Raw genomic sequence first — 18,135 nt, forward strand, 5'->3', positions numbered from 1 at the left:
AAGGGGCAAAAATCTTTGCCCCATCCTATTAAATATTTTTATGAACTATAGACCTACTTTATCTCTTCGAAATCTACAAATTCACCAGCAGTCTGCGTACCTTTCCGATCTTTCGCGTCATCTGCTGGTACATAATCTACACGTATCTCTCCTTGATGCTCCGCCGACTTCGTTTGTTTGAACTGGTCAAATGGATTACCGTTTTGGTATTGATATTGTCCCCGCCCGGCCTGACCTTGTTGTGCTTTTTGCATCACTTTTTCTGTCATTTTTCGCAATGCAAAGGGCATCAATAAACGAAACAGATATTTTACGCCGTAAAAAACTAGAAAAAATATAACAACAAACTTCAATAAAGATTCCATGCTCAAAACTATTTTATCAAATTTACTAAAATTCTCTAAATCGTTCCGTCAACAAAATGTCAGCATGAGTTCGTTAACAGAATTTAACGTCAATTGCGTATTTAGTGATTAACTTTTCAATTTGGCCTTCGCCTCTGTGACCGCCCGAACTAGTTCCGCAGCACGATAAGATCCAATGATATAAACTAATCCTTCCTTATCCGTCAGCCATACAGAATCCTTTCCGCCGGAATAAAAGCGAATCTTCCCATTTTTATGGAGATTATAGACAGGGTTATTAAAGATGAACAAACTGTAGGGTTTGCGTTCCACTTTGACAATATTGTATAAATCAATCTTTACCAGCCGCGAAGACCAAAGCCCACTAATTATAAGAAACTTATCAGCCACCACGGTTTTGTAGTGCACCATATAAATCATAATCACAGAGACGATGATGATGCTTACGCCGACAATGAAAAATAGTTGGCTTGAAGCCAAATGATTAAGATTTAGATAGTAAGCAACAAAGCAAAATAATACCAAGATCATTCGTACACTTAGCCAAGTCGCATCACGTCCTAAGTATTGCTTTTCCTGAAATATATACTGTTCATCCATAGTCCTTATTTGTAAACTAAAGTAAAAACTTTTTTTGTACTTTCCGTAATCCGATAGCGGTTATCAATTCTATAGCCAACTATCCATAAGATATCGCCATTTCCATTAATCAACAATGGTATCCGCTCCTTCTCATACCGATCTATCTTCTGCTGGGTAAAAAAATCACTTACTTTCTGCCGTCCCGACATCCCCAACGGGTGAAATATATCGCCTTCCTTCCAATATCGTATCTGCAACGGAAAACTCAAGTGATCAAAATCCAGTTTAGCAATAGCATTTTCCCGAATAATAGATACATCAGTATCAAGCTTCGTTTCGAAAATGCGTCCATCGAAATTAATTAACACACTATCTGAATGTAATTGCACAGTATCCGCCTTAAGTTTGGAGTCCATCAACGGCCGCAGGCGGATGAGCGTTCTATCTAAAAGCATTTCATAACCCGAGGACTGAAAGTATCTTCCGGATTCCCCGTTCCAAGCGTCCTGAAGGTCTCTCAATACTGATTTAGTAAAGCCAAAAGGGCGAAATAGTTCAAACAATAAGCTTCCATTGCCAATATAAGATGCCAACGCAGTTTTATAAACTTCTATATAATCTCCATTAGACCTAAAAAGGTTTTCCCGAATCGGTGAAATAAACGATTGTAGCAGCTGGTATGACTCTTGGAAATTAGTGATATTATCAATCATAACCGTCTCGAAGTCCGGGTTGACTTCCTTCAGCTTAGGAATAACCTCCAAGCGCATCTTATTTCGAGCATATTTCGTTGAAAAATTGGATTGATCGTCTCGAAAAGGTATGCTGAGTTTAGCAACCTGTGCGGTGACCTCTGCACTGGAAAGGAAAAGTAAAGGTCGGATAAGGCGGCCTTGTTTTGGTAAGATCCCACGAAGTCCACGAAGTCCTGTGCCTCGTGTCAAATTGAGCAATGCCGTCTCAATATGGTCGTTCTGGTGTTGCGCTATTGCAATCCAATCTGCTCGCTCCTGCAGTCGCAATTTCGCAAACCAGGCGTAGCGAAGTTCACGAGCAGCCATCTGTATCGAGATACGCTTTTCTTTGGCGTAATTTTCGGTATCAAAGTTATGACTAAAGAACGACACGCCATGAGCTCCGGCAAATTCACGGACTAATTCCTCGTCTTTATCTGATTCTGCGCCACGCAAGTTGAAGTTGCAGTGTGCGATTATACAATCCAAACCAGCCTCTATAAACAGATAAGCCATAAGCATGGAATCTCGCCCTCCGCTTACAGCCAGTAATATCCTATTTTCTTCAGAAATAGATAAGCTTTCAACAAGGTATTTTTGAAATCGATAAAGCAAATCCATACCTCAAAGTTAAGACAATATTCCGGCGAAAAGTATTTACTGGTAAAATTTGTCCTTTAACATTTTTTTGCTTTTTTATTAGCTATTTTTGCCCCGTGAAACACTGTTTAACCTTCTTATTAGCGCTGATCTGCTTTCAATCCTTATTCGCACAAGACGGAAGAGTAAGAATCATTTCATCGCGATATTCGAGTATTGTTAACCAAAACAGTATCAGCAGTATAGTGCCCGTGTATGAACATAATGGAAGCACGCTTTCGGCCGATAGCGGGATTTTATATGAAGACGAACTAAAACGTCAATTTTTTGAGGCCTTTGGTAACGTGGTCATCACGCAGCCCTCAGGAACTATCATCTATGCTGATCGTCTGCATTACGATGCGACACCACAGGTCGCCACCTTGACCAACAATGTACGCATGGTGGACGCCAATTCCGTCCTAACCACAAATTTTCTCGTGTACAAAATGCGTGAAAAAATAGGAACATACACCGGCGGCGGCCGCATCATCTCCAAAGGCGACACCATCACCTCAAAAAATGCCTATTATTTCGAGAACACGAAGGATGCGTATTTTCGAAATAAAGTAGTTGTTCGTACGCCTACTGTAAAGATATACACAGACACAATGCGCTATAATTCCGCGCAGCGCGTCACGTATTTCTTCGGACCGACGAACATCAAAGGTACAAAAGGCGAAAATCTGTATACTGAAAAGGGAAACTACAACACGGAGACAGGGGTTGCGAACTTTTCGAAGAACAATCTCTACACCGAAGGAACGCGGTTTCTAAAAGGGGATAGCCTACATTATGAACGGGCATCGGGCATCGGGAAAGCTTTCCGCAATGTGGTTTTTGTGGATACCCTCGATAAGTTTTATGCGCAGGGTGGTTATGGTCTTTATAATCAGGTAGACGAGTCCATTACGATGACGGAGAAGCCGCTCATCACGATGGTGGTAAAAAATGACTCTACAGATACGGCAAGCGCGGATAGCACAATGGTGATACCCCCTGACGATGATCCGAAAGAGGGCAAACGCAGAAAAGATAGAAAAAAAGAAAACGAACAAGTCGAGCAGGTAGCGGATGACGCGACAGCTATGAGCAGTGATTCCACCGCCGTAAGACCACCAAAGACAGCGAAACCCGCCGTAGATTCAGTATACATGACTTCGGACACGCTTTATTCGCGCATGATCTTATTGAAAGATTACAAGGCGCTGAAATTCAACCTCGACCGCAGCGGAGGCGAGCTGGATGTAGAAGAGGATGTGGATTATGGCGACGATGAAGGTATGGATGTTATTGATAGTTCTGAAGGGACAGATGCTATGCAAGATTCCATACAGGTAAACAGCACGCGTATTGATAGTTTACTAAAAAAGGAATTGCCTAAAAAAGTAGAAGAGCCGGTACAAAAGAATTCTGAAATTAAAAAGACGACAGGGAAACAAACTACAAAAACACCGCCTGCACGCATTCCACCAGAAACGGATATCGCAAAAACATTGCAGCAAGATTCCGTCATTCGTCAACGGGCAGTTGTGCCGCGCGAAGCGGAGGCGGATAGCTTAATCAACCAAGCGCTAAGCGCTGCCCAGAAGCCGGATACTGCTTTTAAAGACACGTCTAATCAAGCGTATCTGGACACGGCGCGAACGCGTATCGTGAAGGCCTATTACAATGTACGGATGTTCAAATCAGATCTGCAAGCTGTTGCGGATTCCGTTTACTATGGTATGGCCGACTCGATGTTTCGCTTTATGGGACGTCCTATGATATGGGCCGATGGATCACAAATATCTTCCGATACTATCTATATGCAGATTAGAAACCAAAAAATGGATAATGCCCTGTTGATTGCGAATGCATTCATGGTAAACGCTGTTTTGGATTCTATTAAGTATAATCAGTTGAAGGGGAGAAAGATCACTGCTTTCTTCGCCAACAACTCCATCGACAGATTGTACGTAGATGGAAATGCGGAAAACTTGGTATTTTCCACCAATGATAAAACACATACCATTACCGAGATGTTTCACGATCGAGGAGCCCGAATTAAGATCAAGATGGAAGGCAAAAAGATCATCGACTATATTACTATCCGTAAAGTGGATCAAAAGGTATACCCTTTCCGTTTAGTGAATCAAGAGAACGAGGTACTTCCCGGCTTTATTTGGCGCCCACAAGATCGACCAAAGTCTAAAGAAGATATGATCAATCGCAAGCGAGAGATACCCAAAGATGGAGAGGGCCCTGAGGAGGGAAATGAAGAAAGAAATCCTGCTAATGGAACAACGCCCCCTGATGTAAATACCGCAGCACCCTCTCAACCTGCAAAACCAACGGTGCGAGAAAGCGAAAAGCCCACTACCGCAGCAGAAAAAAAGAGCGAGTCGGAAAGCACTGCACCGCCTACACGTTAGTTTAAAAAACGCTATGTAGAGACGCAAATCAATCCATTTGCAGCTCTCTTGCAACTGCGGTTATACATCCGCAGTACGGTGACTTTTCTTACTTGCGAAGTAAGAAATCAGCAAGCTTGGCGACAGCAATCGAACGGTGGCTAATGGCATTTTTCTCTGCAGCAGTCATTTCAGCGAAAGTCTTATCATACCCATTAGGAATGAAAATAGGATCGTAGCCAAATCCGGCTACACCACGACGTTCGGCAACAATAGATCCGTCAATGGCGCCTTCAAAGAAGTGCTGCTGCTCGTTTAGGTAAAGCGAGATAACCGTGCGGAACCGAGCAGCACGATTTGTACTTGCACCCAAACGCTCCAACACCAAATCAATATTCTCTTCCATATCTCTACTGCCAGAATAGCGCGCAGAGTAAACACCAGGCTCATTATTTAACGCCTGGATTTCCAGTCCCGAATCATCACCGAAACAGTACAATCCATATTTGTTGACCAAATAATCTGTCTTTTGCTGTGCATTTTCTTCAAAGGTCACACCCGTCTCTGGAATATCATCATGACAATCTATATCTGCCAATGACTTAATCACGAATTTACCATCGACAATAGATTGTACTTCTTCTAGTTTATGGGCATTGTTTGTTGCGAATACGAGTTCAAGCATTTTTTGAAAAGTCAAAAGTTAAAATTGAAAAAGTAAAAAGTTAAAATTCAAAAGTAAAAAAAGTAAAATCCCCTCACCTACTATGACTTTAGTACTTCCATCTATTTACTATAATCTATTATCTAAATACTAAGATCTGATTAACTACTCTATTCCAAGTACTATTATCTAAGTACTATTATCCAATATCTAACTACTAATAAACGTCTTAAACTCGTTCCAAAAAAGCTTCTTCTTTTCTACGTCGGCGAACATCTCTTCGAAACTAAAGGTATTGAACACTGTTGCGACGCGGCCTTTCATGTAGGCATTATGTCCTATAGCGGGAAGGTTTAGTGACGCTGGTTCGACACCCAACAGTGTTATTTTCTTCGGCTCGAAAAAGGTCATGATACGTTTGAAGTCATTGGGGTTTTGCGCGTTCGCCAAATTCACGACAGCGACATTTGCTAACGTCAACTTCAAAGCGCCGATAGTTTTTACGAAGGCCTCTTCTGCTTGTGGAGAAAAGTAGGGATAGGATGGATAGCGAAGAATAAACAAGATACCTGTCGATTTATCGCCTGTGTAGACAAATTCTTCAGCATCTGCTAGCGCTTCCTGCGGTGTCGCCATGACCTCTCCCCCGTCTACCTGGGACATTACTGTTTCGGCTCCATTGATGAAGATCGTTTCAGACATGAGAGCCTGCAGCGCTGCTGGGTTATGTGTAACCAGGTTGCTCATCTTTCTTAAATTACCCTATTGTATAGTTACAGGCGCAAGAACATGGTGTTCTTGCGCCTGTAAAATATGTATATATTGTTTTAAGACTAATGTCCCAACACGTAAGAAAAAATTAAAGGCACAACGATTGTCGCATCGGATTCAACGACGAATTTGGGCGTGTCGATATCCAGTTTACCCCAGGTAATTTTCTCATTCGGAACAGCCCCTGAATACGAACCATAAGACGTTGTTGAATCAGAGATCTGACAGAAATATGCCCAAAAAGGAACATCCTCCCATTCCAAATCCTGATACATCATCGGCACAACACAGATCGGAAAATCACCAGAAATACCACCAGCTACCTGAAAGAAACCGACGCCTTTGCCGCCAGAATTCGCACGATACCATTCGCTCAAGTAGATCATGTATTCGATACCTGATTTCACTGTACTCGCCTGTAGTTTACCTTTAATAACATTCGCAGCGAAGATATTTCCAGTAGTCGAATCTTCCCAACCTGGACATACAATCGGCAAATTTTTCTCCGCCGCTGCTACAATCCAAGAATTTTTAGGGTCAATTTCATAGTATTGCTCTAGAACACCTGAGTTTACAACCTGATACAAAAACTCATGTGGAAAATAACGCTCACCCTTTTCTTCAGCACTATGCCACACATCTTCCAAATGTTTTTGCAAACGGCGGAAAGCTTCTTCCTCAGGGATACAGGTATCTGTTACACGATTATAATGTTGATCAAGTAATTCCCTTTCTTGCTCCGGCGTGAGATCGCGATAGTTAGGCACACGTTTGTAATGTGAGTGAGCCACCAGATTCATCACGTCTTCTTCCAGGTTTGCGCCTGTACAAGATATAAATTGTACTTTATCCTGACGTATCATTTCAGCCAAGGATATTCCCAACTCTGCTGTACTCATAGCACCGCCTAGAGAGATCAACATCTTACCACCATCTAACAGGTGAGTTTCGTAACCTTTCGCTGCGTCAACCAATGCTGCCGCATTGAAATGCAGATAGTTTTTCTCCAAAAATTGTGAAATAGGACCTTTTTGTGTACTCATAGTTTCTAATTTTCTAATCACGCAAAGGTAGGGAATATATTCATTATCTTCGAAGAGATTATGAGCGAATGTAGGCCAAAAAGACTTCGATTACAATGCAAATAGCGAACTTTCTATATTATTTTCTTTTTAGCAAACGCCTGAAAATCTGCCAAAAGAAAAGCAAGATAATAGCCAGTATGATGAGGATTACAATTTCTTGTGTACCTATCGTCCACAGTATATAATTTGGTAGCACAAGTCTTTATTTAAACCGTCCATTGCTCGCACTTTTCCAAGAACTGAGGATTGATGTCGGCACCGATTCCTGGTTCGTCATTGACCGATACATGATATCCCTGAAACTCTACCCCGCCGACAACCGGATCCAAAAGATGCCCGATCATACACGTGTCTAGATCGTAAAATTTAACGTTGGCGGCGGCATATGCAAAATGCACCTTTGCTGATAGCGCTAACCGCGATTCCAACATCCCGCCAATCATGCACGGAACCTCGTACTCCGCTGCCACCGCTTGTATTTTAAGCGCCTCAGAAATACCTGCTGATTTAGAAAATTTAATATTGATGTAATCGCAAGCGTCATTCCGGCAAAGTCGGTCAGCATCCTGTGCATTGTAAACAGACTCATCGGCCATAATGGGAACGATCGTTTGGCTACGCAATTCGGGCAGCAAATGATCGTTATAGCTGCGCATGGGCTGTTCACAGAATTGAATCTTGAATGATTCCATGCCGTTCAGCGCTTCCACGGCCTCTTCGAAAGACCAACCTTGGTTTGCATCTATACGCAAAGGAATATCGAAACCTACAGCACGACGAATGGCACGTATCCTAGCCACATCATCTTTTGGCTTTTTGCCAAGCTTTACCTTAAGCACAGCAGCGCCTTCAGCCTTGAATTTCTCTGCTTTTTGCGCCATAGTTTCTGGCTCGGCCAGTCCAATGGTGATGTCCGTCACGATATCTTTTCGCTGTCCACCCAAAAACCTGTACAGAGGCAGGCCCGCTTCCTTAGCAGCAAGATCATGCAGAGCCATATCAAAAGCCGATTTTATCGTCGTATTCCCCGCAATAAAAAGATGAAGCTCTGCCATCCGATCGGTAATCGCCAAGGGGTTCTTGCCTTTCCAAATACGTGCGAAATCACGCGCGAGCACCAAGCACGTATCCTGCGTTTCGCCTACGATCATCGGAAACGCAGAGCATTCCCCAACACCATAATGACCCGAATCCGTATGGATACGTATAAATGTATTTTGTGCGTAATCCATAACACCTGTCGCAATAACGAAGGGCTCCATCGGAATACTAAGTCGATAAATATCTACGGAAGTAATGATCATTGGGCTTTTAAAAGTTAGATGTTGGCAATAAAGCTATAAAATTTAATTTATTTATCATGGAAATTCATTATTCAAAAGCTATCAGCTCAAAAAAATTGATTTATCATTATTACACAGCACTTTCTCATCCCTTACAGCCCATTTTGCGTTTTCAATCCGCTAAATATCGAAGAAAAACAATATTTTAGCTTCTATCATTAACTTACCACATCTATGAGATACCATTTGCTCGCATTGTTTATAAGTCAATTAACTTGGCTCGTGCCTCATGCCCAGGAAAAACAATCTCCCCTAACCTGGCAAGACATCCCGAACTGGAAATACATCCGTACAAACGATGCCACGCCCAGCCCGGATGGGAAATGGTTGGCCTATGTGTCTGGACCTACGCAAGGAGATTTGACATTAACGGTGAAAAATACCGGAAATAACCGGCAATACCAATATGCCATCGGTGGACAAATTACACCAATAAGGTTTAATGAGCACAGCAGCTTTATTGCTTTTTACCAGTCCCCTGACCATAAAACAATAAAAGCCAACCAAAAATCAAAAAAACCAATCCGTAAGAAACTTCATTTAGTTTCATTGAAAGATACTGCTTCGACGGTATTCAATAATGTGCAAAAGTTTGATTTTTCCAATGAACAGGGCGGCTGGATAGGCCTCCGGTTTGAACCGATCGTTCCAGCACAAAAAAATGACACGACAGGAAGAGGCAGCGATTTACTACTCTACAACCTCGCTAACAAACAGCAATTTAATATAGGTAGTGTACACGACTATGCTTTCAATAAAAACGGAACATTACTGGCGTATACAGTAGATGCCGCTGGCCAAAATGGTAATGGGGTATTTCTGCTTAACTTAACGAACGGACTCACCACCTTATTACAAAATGATGCCGCCACATTTTCAAAACTTAATTGGAATAAGGAAGGGACAGCATTTTCGCTTTTGAAATCCAAAAAAGACAAAGCCTACACAACGCCTATCTACACACTTATCGGCGTCAAAAATGTACTGGCAACGAATCCCGAAGTCTATAGCTACAGCGGCTTAGACGAGCAACAGATCACCGCTGGCTATGGCATAAGCGAAAACACCGCCCCTTATTGGAGCAAGGATCTCAGCCGTATTTTCTTTGGCATCGCCAAGCTGGAAAAAACGAAAGCTGAACGAGAAAAAGCACAAGACGCGAAAGTAGATAGCCTCGTCCAAAAAACAGCAAATCTGACTGATAGCGTACAGGCTCGTCAGGATTCGACCAATGTAAAAACCGCTAACGCATCACAAAAAACTGGTGTCAACAAAAAGGATCTCGAAAAGCCAGATATGACCATTTGGAACTGGCAAGACAAGAGACTGCAATCATCCCAACGCACGCAACTGGAACGCGACAAGAAATTCAACATCATGAGCCTATGGGAGATTGGGAACAATAAATTTGTATCGTTGGCTGACAGCAATCTAAAATCAATCAGCTTAGCTCCTAACCAAAAAATAGGCTATGGTCTTGACTTCTCCCCTTACGAATTTACATCGAGCTTAGATGGACAGCGCTTCGCCGATGTATACCTTGTCGATATCGCTTCTGGAACGCGAAAACTGGCTATCGAAAAGCTATACCTCAATGCTAGCTTCAGTAGTAGCTTTTCGCCAAAATCCAGCCACATACTTTACTATAGCAACGGCGATTACTATGTGTTGGATGTTCATACCTTAGCAAAGACAAATATTACCAAACTTATCCCAAGTACTTTTATCGATAAAAACGAAGACCATAATGTTTCCAAACCAGCAACAGGCACTTATGGATGGACACAAGATGGTCGTTTTGTAATTTTGAAAGATAATTATGATTTGTGGAAGGTGGCTTACGACGGTAAATCGCACATCCAATTAACGGACGACTGGAAAGATAGAAAACTGCTAACGACATCTTACAACAATACATATCCAGATGATGATGAGATTGATCTGGCTAAAGACCAATATTTCACGGTGATTGACGAAAACACAAAGCAGACCGGAATTGCGCTCTTGCCAGCAAAAAGTAATAAGATCCAGGTCTTAGGACTGGAAGACGCTTACGTTAGCCCGATAAATAAGGTGAAACACGCTGCAGCTTATTTTTTCACAAAGCAATCGCCCACTGTTTCGCCAGAATTATACATGTCTAATGACAAGATGCTGAAAACGCCGATTAAGCTTATCGCGGATAGCGCAAAGCAGCTTCTGTCTGCAGGTAGTAAATTGATTAGTTATGTTAGCGATCATGGCGACACCCTGCAAGCAGTATTGTACCTACCTGCGGATTATGTAGAAGGTAAAGCTTATCCGACGATTACCTATATCTACGAACGCCTCACCAACAACAAAAACAGTTATTCGCTTCCGGCTTACCCGGGGGGTGGTTTTAACCGCGCGATGTACACCAGCAATGGCTATGCGGTGCTAATGCCCGACATCAAGTACAAGCTCAATGATCCGGGTATGTCTGCGGTAGCCTGCGTAGTGCCGGCGGTCAAAGCTGCTGTTGCAACAGGAATAGTTGACGAAAAAAATGTAGCTATCCACGGACACTCCTGGGGCGGATACCAAACGTCTTTCCTCATTACGCAAACGAATATATTTAAGGCCGCCGTTGCTGGCGCTCCATTGACCAATATGATTTCCATGTATTCATTGATTTACTGGAACTCGGGGTCAACGAACCAAAGTATTTTTGAATCCAGCCAAGGACGCTTAACCACCGGTTACTGGGACAATTGGGATGCATACGCACGCAACTCACCTATCTTCCATATTAAAAACGTGCAAACACCCCTTATCATTATGCACAACGATAAGGATGGTGCTGTAGACTATACGCAGGGCATAGAATATTTTAACGGCTTACGTCGCTTAAACAAGCCGGTAGTTATGCTGACCTACAACGGTGAAAACCACGGCCTCGCCAAAGAAGTAAACCAAAAGGATTATGCGGTGCGCATGATGGAATATTTCGACCATTACCTCAAAGGTAAAGAAGCACCAGACTGGTGGTCCAAAGGAATTGACTTTATGGCACTCCCGAAACATCTAGAGGATAGGGCATTTTAGGCTTTTCATAAACAGTACTTAACAAAAACAAAAAAAGGATTCCAGCAGGATCCTTTTTTTGTTCGCGAGTGAACTCAACATAGGCCGATTAAGCTTCACTCTCCTCCATCTACCTTTCAACAATTATTCGCTCTATAACGCTTGCGGCAGAACGATCTTTCCTTGCTTAGAAAGATTTCAAACAAGAATGCAATATCAACAAAAAAACATCTTTAAATTAGAAATAAACTAACGACAATCTATTTTTTTTATAAAATCAGTAATGAAATTAGTTTTTTATTCATATATTAGCAACCTAATATTTTGAGGAGAAGATGATAAACGAAAGATTACCGGAACAAGGGCTATATAACCCCGACTTTGAGCACGATGCCTGCGGCGTAGGTTTTGTAGCGCATATCAAGGGTCAAAAGTCGCACCAGCAAGTGAGAGATGCGTTAACCATGTTGGAAAACATGGAGCATAGAGGTGCTTGTGGCTGTGATCCTGAGAGTGGAGATGGTGCTGGTATAATGATCCAGTTGCCGCATGAGTTTTTATGGGAAGAATGTATTAATCTAGGTATTCAACTGGAAGAACCTGGATATTACGGTACCGGGATGGTGTTTCTACCGAAGGAAGCCGACCTGAATGCTATTTGTCGTGAAGCCATTATTGAGGCCACAGCAAGCCGCGGCATGAAGTTTTTGGGTTTCCGTGATGTTCCTGTAAATCGTGACGGCATAGGGCCAACTGCTTTAAGCGCCGAGCCGGAAATTGTTCAGTTTTTCGTTTCCCGTCCCGATGGCGTCTCCACCACTGAGGATTTCGAACGTAAACTTTTCGTCTTGAGACGCCTCATCATTCAACTGGTTAAAAAACAACAGGAGTATCCGCTGCCTTTATACATTGCATCGCTCTCTTGCAAAACGATAATCTACAAAGGTCAATTAACGACCTACCAAGTGGGCACCTACTACGATGACTTGAAAGATGCACGTGTTGTTTCTGCATTTGGCTTGGTACACTCGCGTTTCTCAACAAATACATTCCCTTCTTGGTCACTGGCACAGCCATTTCGCAATATTGCGCACAATGGGGAGATCAATACCCTGACTGGAAACCTAAATTGGTTTTATGCTGGCGCACGCGCCTTATCTTCGCCATACTTTACAGAAGAAGAAATGCAAATCTTATTGCCTGTGGTCGATCGTGGGCAATCTGACTCAGCATGTTTGGATAATGTGGTTGAACTCTTATTGCACAGCGGCAGAAGCCTACCACACGTGATGTTGATGCTCGTTCCAGAAGCATGGGATGGCAATACGCAGATGGATCCGTTAAAACGAGCTTTTTACGAGTACCATGCAACTTTGATGGAGCCTTGGGATGGTCCCGCTGCCCTTTGTTTCACCGACGGGAAAACCATCGGTGCCACACTAGACCGCAACGGCTTACGCCCCTTGCGATTTGCTATCACATCAGACGATCGCGTTGTCGTGGCGTCCGAAGCTGGTGCCTTGCCGATTCCTGAAAGCTTAATTATCAAAAAAGGAAGGCAACAGCCTGGTAAAATCTTCGTGGTAGACATGGAGAAAGGTAAGATCCGTTCTGACGAAGAGGTAAAAGGCGAATTGATCCGTCAGCAGCCTTACAGCGAGTGGCTAGACAACTACAAAATCCGTATGGACGAGTTGGAAGAACCTCGCGTAACCTATACCTATCTTAAACAAGAATCCGTATTCAAATACCAACAGGCTTTCGGTTATTCTCGCGAAGACCTGGAAACCATATTAACGCCTATGGCGCTGACGGGCTACGAACCGATCGGCTCTATGGGTACTGATGTGCCATTGGCCATCTTATCCGATCAACCGCAACATCTATCAAGCTATTTCAAGCAATTTTTTGCGCAAGTAACCAATCCACCAATCGACCCAATCCGCGAACGTTTGGTAATGAGCTTGGCCACCTTTATCGGTAATGCCGGAAATATCTTGATTGAAGATAAAAAATTCTGTCATTGCGTCACTTTGGAACATCCGATTTTAACGTCAAGTGAATTGGAAAAACTGCGTTCCATTGATACGGGTATCTTTCAAGCAAAAACATTACAGCTTTACTTTAAAGCTGATGGAAACCCCGGTTCGTTAGAAGCTGGTTTGGAAAGGCTATGCCGTTACGCAGATGATGCTGTGCGGGATGGCTTTGAGGTAATCATCCTCTCTGATCGCGCGATTGATTCACAACATGCCGCCATTCCGTCGATCCTTGCCGTATCCGCGGTACATCACCATCTGATCAAAACTGGAAATCGTGGTGCTGTAGGCCTTGTCGTTGAAGCTGGCGACGTATGGGAAGTACACCACTTCGCCTGTCTGTTGGCTTTTGGTGCGACAGCAATCAATCCGTACATGGCTTTGGCTTCTATCCGTACAATGAAGGAGCTGGGGCAAATTGAAACAGACCTGGTTTGGGACGACCTGAAGAAAAACTATGTGAAGGCCATTTGTGCAGGTTTGTTAAAGATTTTCTCTAAAATGGGAATCTCGACACTTCAATCTTACCACGGTGCGCAGATCTTCGAAGTATTGGGTATCGACAAATCTGTAGTAGACGACTACTTCTGTGGTTCCGTATCTCGCATCGGTGGATTGAAATTAGACGATATCGCTAAAGAAGCGCTTTCAAAACATTGGAGAGCATTCGGCGAATCACGCGTGGAGAAAAAACTATTGCCGGAAGGTGGCTTGTACCAATGGAAACGTCGTGGCGAAGGCCACTTATGGAGTCCTGAAACGGTACACCTCTTGCAAAAGGCCTGCCGTACGACAGACTACAACTCCTATAAGCAATACGCATCCATTATCAACAACCAAAAGGAGCGCATGTATACGCTCCGTGGCTTATTGGATTTTGCGAAACATAGAACGCCGCTATCAATCGACGAGGTAGAACCCATCGAAAACATCATGAAGCGTTTTGCAACAGGTGCCATGTCTATGGGGTCCATCTCTACCGAAGCACACAGCACATTGGCAATTGCCATGAACCGAATTGGGGCAAAAAGTAACACGGGAGAAGGTGGTGAAGATCCGGCACGTTTCGAACGTTTGGCTAATGGCGACTCGATGCGCTCAGCTATTAAACAGGTGGCTTCCGCACGTTTTGGGGTGACATCGCATTACCTCACTGAGGCTGATGAGATCCAGATAAAAATGGCACAAGGAGCAAAACCAGGCGAAGGCGGTCAATTGCCTGGCCATAAAGTAAATGATTTTATCGCACGCCTTCGCCACGCCACACCCGGTGTAGGTTTGATTTCGCCGCCACCGCACCACGATATTTACTCGATCGAGGATTTGGCACAATTAATCTTCGACTTGAAGAATGCAAATCGCGCTGCCCGCATCAACGTCAAGTTGGTTTCTAAAGCGGGTGTAGGCACGATTGCTGCCGGTGTTGCGAAAGCACATGCTGACGTGATCTTGATCGCAGGATATGACGGAGGTACCGGCGCATCACCGATCAGCTCGATCAAACACGCCGGCCTACCTTGGGAACTTGGCTTAGCCGAAGCACACCAAACGTTGGTACAAAATAAATTGCGTAGCCGCGTTGTGCTACAAGCCGATGGCCAAATGAAAACAGGAAGGGATATCGTTATTGCTACGTTGCTTGGTGCTGAAGAATGGGGAGTTGCTACCGCTGCATTAATAGCAGGCGGATGTATTATGATGCGTAAGTGTCACCTGAATACCTGCCCGGTCGGTGTCGCTACACAAGATCCAGAATTGCAAAAGCTATTCTCCGGTAAACCGGAAGACATCGTTAACCTGTTCCGCTTCTTGGCTGAGGAGATCCGCGAGATTATGGCACAATTGGGCTTCCGCACCATCAACGAAATGGTTGGACGTGCACAATTCCTAAAAAAACGGGAAAACATCGACCACTGGAAGGCGTCAAAAATCGACTTCTCTAAAGTGCTTTATGTGGCGCGAAACGAGCCATCGGAAAGCCTATACAATACGCAAGAGCAGGATCATGGCATGAGCATGATTCTAGATTGGGGCTTATTGAAACAAGCTAAGTCAGCACTAGACACCAAAACACCTGCATTCGGCACGTTCAAAGTCAAAAATACAGATCGAACCATAGGCACGATGCTATCTAACGAGATATCGAAAGTTTACGGTGCTGAAGGTTTACCTGATAACACCATAAACTTCAAGTTCGAAGGTTCTGCTGGACAATCGTTTGGTGCGTTCGGTGCAAAAGGCCTTTCATTCGAGCTGGAAGGTGAGGCCAATGACTATGTTGGTAAAGGTTTATCTGGCGCGCAACTAGCCATCTATCCTACAGAAGACAGTCCATTGACCGCCCATGATAACATCATTATCGGCAACGTGGCCCTATATGGCGCTACGTCAGGTCACCTTTTCATCAACGGTATGGCAGGCGAGCGTTTTGCCGTCCGCAACTCGGGTGCAACAGCCGTCGTAGAAGGTATTGGCGACCACGGTTGTGAATACATGACAGGCGGTCGTGCTTTAATCTTAGGACCTACTGGCCGAAACTTCGCAGCAGGAATGAGCGGCGGTATTGCTTGGATATACGATATCTCGGGCACCTTCCGCGACAACTGTAACCAAGAGATGGTAGACCTAGACCCATTGGATACCGAAGATGAAAATGCGATTATCGCACTATTGAAGCGTCACATTAACCTGACAAACAGCGAGCGTGCCAACTACATTTTACAAGATTGGGCGAACGAGAGAAGTAGATTTATCAAAGTATTTCCGAGGGAGTACAAGAATGTGTTACGTAAAAAATTAGTGGAAGCTTAATATAGAGGAGGAAACAGACATGGGCAAACCAACAGGATTTTTAGAATACGAGAGAACGCTTCCTCAGAAAGACACTGTAGAAAGCAGAAAACAAAATTATCAGGAATTTGTGCACAGCTATTCCGATGATCAATTGAATAATCAAGCAGCACGTTGTATGAACTGCGGCATCCCATTTTGTCATTCGGGATGTCCACTCGGAAACGTGATCCCGGAATTCAACGATGCAGTTTACGACGGTCGCTGGGAAGAAGCTTATAACATATTGATATCAACAAATAACTTCCCGGAATTTACAGGAAGGATATGCCCTGCGCCTTGCGAAGCCGCCTGCGTGCTTGGCATCAATAAATCACCGGTGGCAATTGAAGAAATTGAAAAGCATATCATCGAGATTGCTTTCAAGAACAACTTCGTAAAGCCGAACAAAAACTTCATCAAGACAGGTAAAAGCGTTGCTGTGATCGGTGGTGGGCCTGCTGGTTTAGCAGCAGCGGCACAATTAAATAAGGCCGGCCACGATGTAGTACTTTACGAACGTGATGATAAAGTGGGCGGATTATTACGTTACGGCATTCCAGATTTTAAGCTGGATAAGTCGATCATCGACCGTCGCGTGGCCGTGATGGAACAGTCGGGCGTCGTATTTCGCACCAATGCCGAAGTAGGTGTCAATGTACCAGCTAGTGAATTGCAAACGTATGACGCTATTGTGCTTGCTGGTGGATCCACTATCCCGCGTAATCTTCCAATTCCGGGACGCGAACTGAAAGGTGTTCACTATGCTATGGAGTTCCTGAAACAACAAAACAAGCGTGTGGGCAACTCTCCTATAGAAGTGGAAGAAATCCATGCTACCGGAAAAAATGTATTGGTGATTGGTGGTGGCGACACCGGCTCTGACTGCGTTGGAACATCCAACCGTCATGGTGCTAAAAGCGTAACACAATTTGAGTTAATGCCGCAGCCACCAAAAGACCGCACCGTAGCAATGCCTTGGCCTACGTACCCTATGCTATTGAAAACTACGACATCTCATGAAGAAGGCTGCCAACGCCACTGGAGTGTCAGTACCAAAGCCTTTTTAGGCGATGATAATGGCCATGTACGTGCTGCACTCGTAGTTGATTTAGAGTGGGAAACCGATGCTTTCGGACGGCCATTGAAATTTAAAGAAGTCGAAGGATCGGAACGTGAATTGCCCTGTGAGTTGGTAACACTAGCCATGGGCTTTTTGCACCCGCAACATGAAGGCTTGTTACAGCAATTAGGTGTAAAATTAAACGAGCGGGGTAATGTAGATGCAACGGAAACAGACTACAAAGCATCCACGGATAAGGTATTTGTAGCTGGCGACATGCGTCGCGGCCAATCCCTCGTTGTTTGGGCGATCTCCGAAGGTCGCGAATGTGCGCGCAAAGTAGACGAGTTCCTTATGGGTTACTCGGAACTAGAGCGCAAAGATAAAGCTGTCTCATACGCTTAATTTCATATACTTTAGTTAAAGTGAGAAACCGGACTAGGTCCGGTTTTTTGTTTTATATAATCTGCCGTAATGGCTATTGCGTAATACAAAATTAAGCTTTTGGCAAGAACAACTGTATTGAACTAGATAGGAGATAAAGTTTGCTAAACCAAGAGATTACTGTCATAACTTCATAAGT

11 protein-coding genes are annotated in these 18,135 nt (G+C 43.8%); 4 read left to right on the forward strand and 7 right to left on the reverse strand.

Features of this window, described 5'->3' with window-relative positions; all coding sequences use genetic code 11:
- Positions 1-53: 53 nt before the first annotated feature.
- The 3 genes from DI53_RS04470 to tilS all read right to left on the reverse strand — a co-directional run bounded on the left by DI53_RS04470 (position 54) and on the right by tilS (position 2,302).
- Positions 54-365 carry a DUF4834 family protein gene (locus DI53_RS04470; RefSeq protein WP_037495906.1) on the reverse strand — a complete coding sequence of 104 codons (312 nt, stop codon included), beginning with the start codon at positions 363-365 and terminating at the stop codon, positions 54-56.
- Between the two features lie 108 nt (positions 366-473).
- A complete protein-coding gene (locus tag DI53_RS04475) occupies positions 474-965 on the reverse strand; it encodes a hypothetical protein (RefSeq protein ID WP_037495907.1) in 492 nt (163 codons plus the stop codon).
- Between the two features lie 5 nt (positions 966-970).
- Positions 971-2,302 (reverse strand): tRNA lysidine(34) synthetase TilS, encoded by a 1,332-nt coding sequence (gene tilS, locus DI53_RS04480; protein WP_037495910.1) that lies wholly within the window; start codon positions 2,300-2,302, stop codon positions 971-973.
- Positions 2,303-2,397: 95 nt separating this feature from the next.
- On the opposite strand from tilS, the gene DI53_RS04485 reads away from it, so the two are divergent.
- Positions 2,398-4,734, forward strand: a complete 2,337-nt coding sequence (locus DI53_RS04485; protein ID WP_241462369.1) for an OstA-like protein — start codon at positions 2,398-2,400, stop codon at positions 4,732-4,734.
- Positions 4,735-4,822: 88 nt separating this feature from the next.
- Here the strand turns inward: DI53_RS04485 and rdgB are convergent, their stop codons facing one another.
- The 4 genes from rdgB to DI53_RS04505 form a co-directional block, all read right to left on the reverse strand.
- On the reverse strand, positions 4,823-5,398 hold the full coding sequence (gene rdgB / locus DI53_RS04490; protein ID WP_037495912.1) for an RdgB/HAM1 family non-canonical purine NTP pyrophosphatase: 576 nt from the start codon (positions 5,396-5,398) through the stop codon (positions 4,823-4,825).
- Positions 5,399-5,587: 189 nt separating this feature from the next.
- On the reverse strand, positions 5,588-6,124 hold the full coding sequence (locus tag DI53_RS04495; RefSeq protein ID WP_037495914.1) for a hypothetical protein: 537 nt from the start codon (positions 6,122-6,124) through the stop codon (positions 5,588-5,590).
- A gap of 86 nt (positions 6,125-6,210) precedes the next feature.
- Complete coding sequence (locus tag DI53_RS04500; RefSeq protein WP_037495918.1) at positions 6,211-7,191, reverse strand: deoxyhypusine synthase family protein; 981 nt, start codon at positions 7,189-7,191, stop codon at positions 6,211-6,213.
- 248 nt (positions 7,192-7,439) lie between these two features.
- Positions 7,440-8,537 (reverse strand): mandelate racemase/muconate lactonizing enzyme family protein, encoded by a 1,098-nt coding sequence (locus DI53_RS04505; RefSeq protein ID WP_037495920.1) that lies wholly within the window; start codon positions 8,535-8,537, stop codon positions 7,440-7,442.
- Positions 8,538-8,750: 213 nt separating this feature from the next.
- Here DI53_RS04505 and DI53_RS04510 point away from each other — a divergent pair, with 213 nt between their 5' ends.
- The 3 genes from DI53_RS04510 to DI53_RS04520 all read left to right on the forward strand — a co-directional run bounded on the left by DI53_RS04510 (position 8,751) and on the right by DI53_RS04520 (position 17,957).
- A complete protein-coding gene (locus DI53_RS04510) occupies positions 8,751-11,642 on the forward strand; it encodes an alpha/beta hydrolase family protein (protein ID WP_037495923.1) in 2,892 nt (963 codons plus the stop codon).
- 314 nt (positions 11,643-11,956) lie between these two features.
- Positions 11,957-16,471 carry a glutamate synthase large subunit gene (gene gltB / locus DI53_RS04515; RefSeq protein ID WP_037495926.1) on the forward strand — a complete coding sequence of 1,505 codons (4,515 nt, stop codon included), beginning with the start codon at positions 11,957-11,959 and terminating at the stop codon, positions 16,469-16,471.
- 19 nt (positions 16,472-16,490) lie between these two features.
- On the forward strand, positions 16,491-17,957 hold the full coding sequence (locus DI53_RS04520) for a glutamate synthase subunit beta (RefSeq protein WP_037495928.1): 1,467 nt from the start codon (positions 16,491-16,493) through the stop codon (positions 17,955-17,957).
- Positions 17,958-18,135: the final 178 nt, after the last annotated feature.

The organism is Sphingobacterium deserti (genome assembly GCF_000757725.1).
Classification (GTDB): Bacteria; Bacteroidota; Bacteroidia; order Sphingobacteriales; family Sphingobacteriaceae; genus Sphingobacterium; species Sphingobacterium deserti.

Coding starts and splice junctions, on each gene's coding strand:
- rdgB (WP_037495912.1), bottom strand. CDS start 5,398: ATGCTTGAACTCGTATTCGCAACAAACAATGCCCATAAACTAGAAGAA.
- DI53_RS04500 (WP_037495918.1), bottom strand. CDS start 7,191: ATGAGTACACAAAAAGGTCCTATTTCACAATTTTTGGAGAAAAACTAT.
- DI53_RS04505 (WP_037495920.1), bottom strand. CDS start 8,537: ATGATCATTACTTCCGTAGATATTTATCGACTTAGTATTCCGATGGAG.
- DI53_RS04470 (WP_037495906.1), bottom strand. CDS start 365: ATGGAATCTTTATTGAAGTTTGTTGTTATATTTTTTCTAGTTTTTTAC.
- DI53_RS04510 (WP_037495923.1), top strand. CDS start 8,751: ATGAGATACCATTTGCTCGCATTGTTTATAAGTCAATTAACTTGGCTC.
- gltB (WP_037495926.1), top strand. CDS start 11,957: ATGATAAACGAAAGATTACCGGAACAAGGGCTATATAACCCCGACTTT.
- DI53_RS04520 (WP_037495928.1), top strand. CDS start 16,491: ATGGGCAAACCAACAGGATTTTTAGAATACGAGAGAACGCTTCCTCAG.
- tilS (WP_037495910.1), bottom strand. CDS start 2,302: ATGGATTTGCTTTATCGATTTCAAAAATACCTTGTTGAAAGCTTATCT.
- DI53_RS04495 (WP_037495914.1), bottom strand. CDS start 6,124: ATGAGCAACCTGGTTACACATAACCCAGCAGCGCTGCAGGCTCTCATG.
- DI53_RS04475 (WP_037495907.1), bottom strand. CDS start 965: ATGGATGAACAGTATATATTTCAGGAAAAGCAATACTTAGGACGTGAT.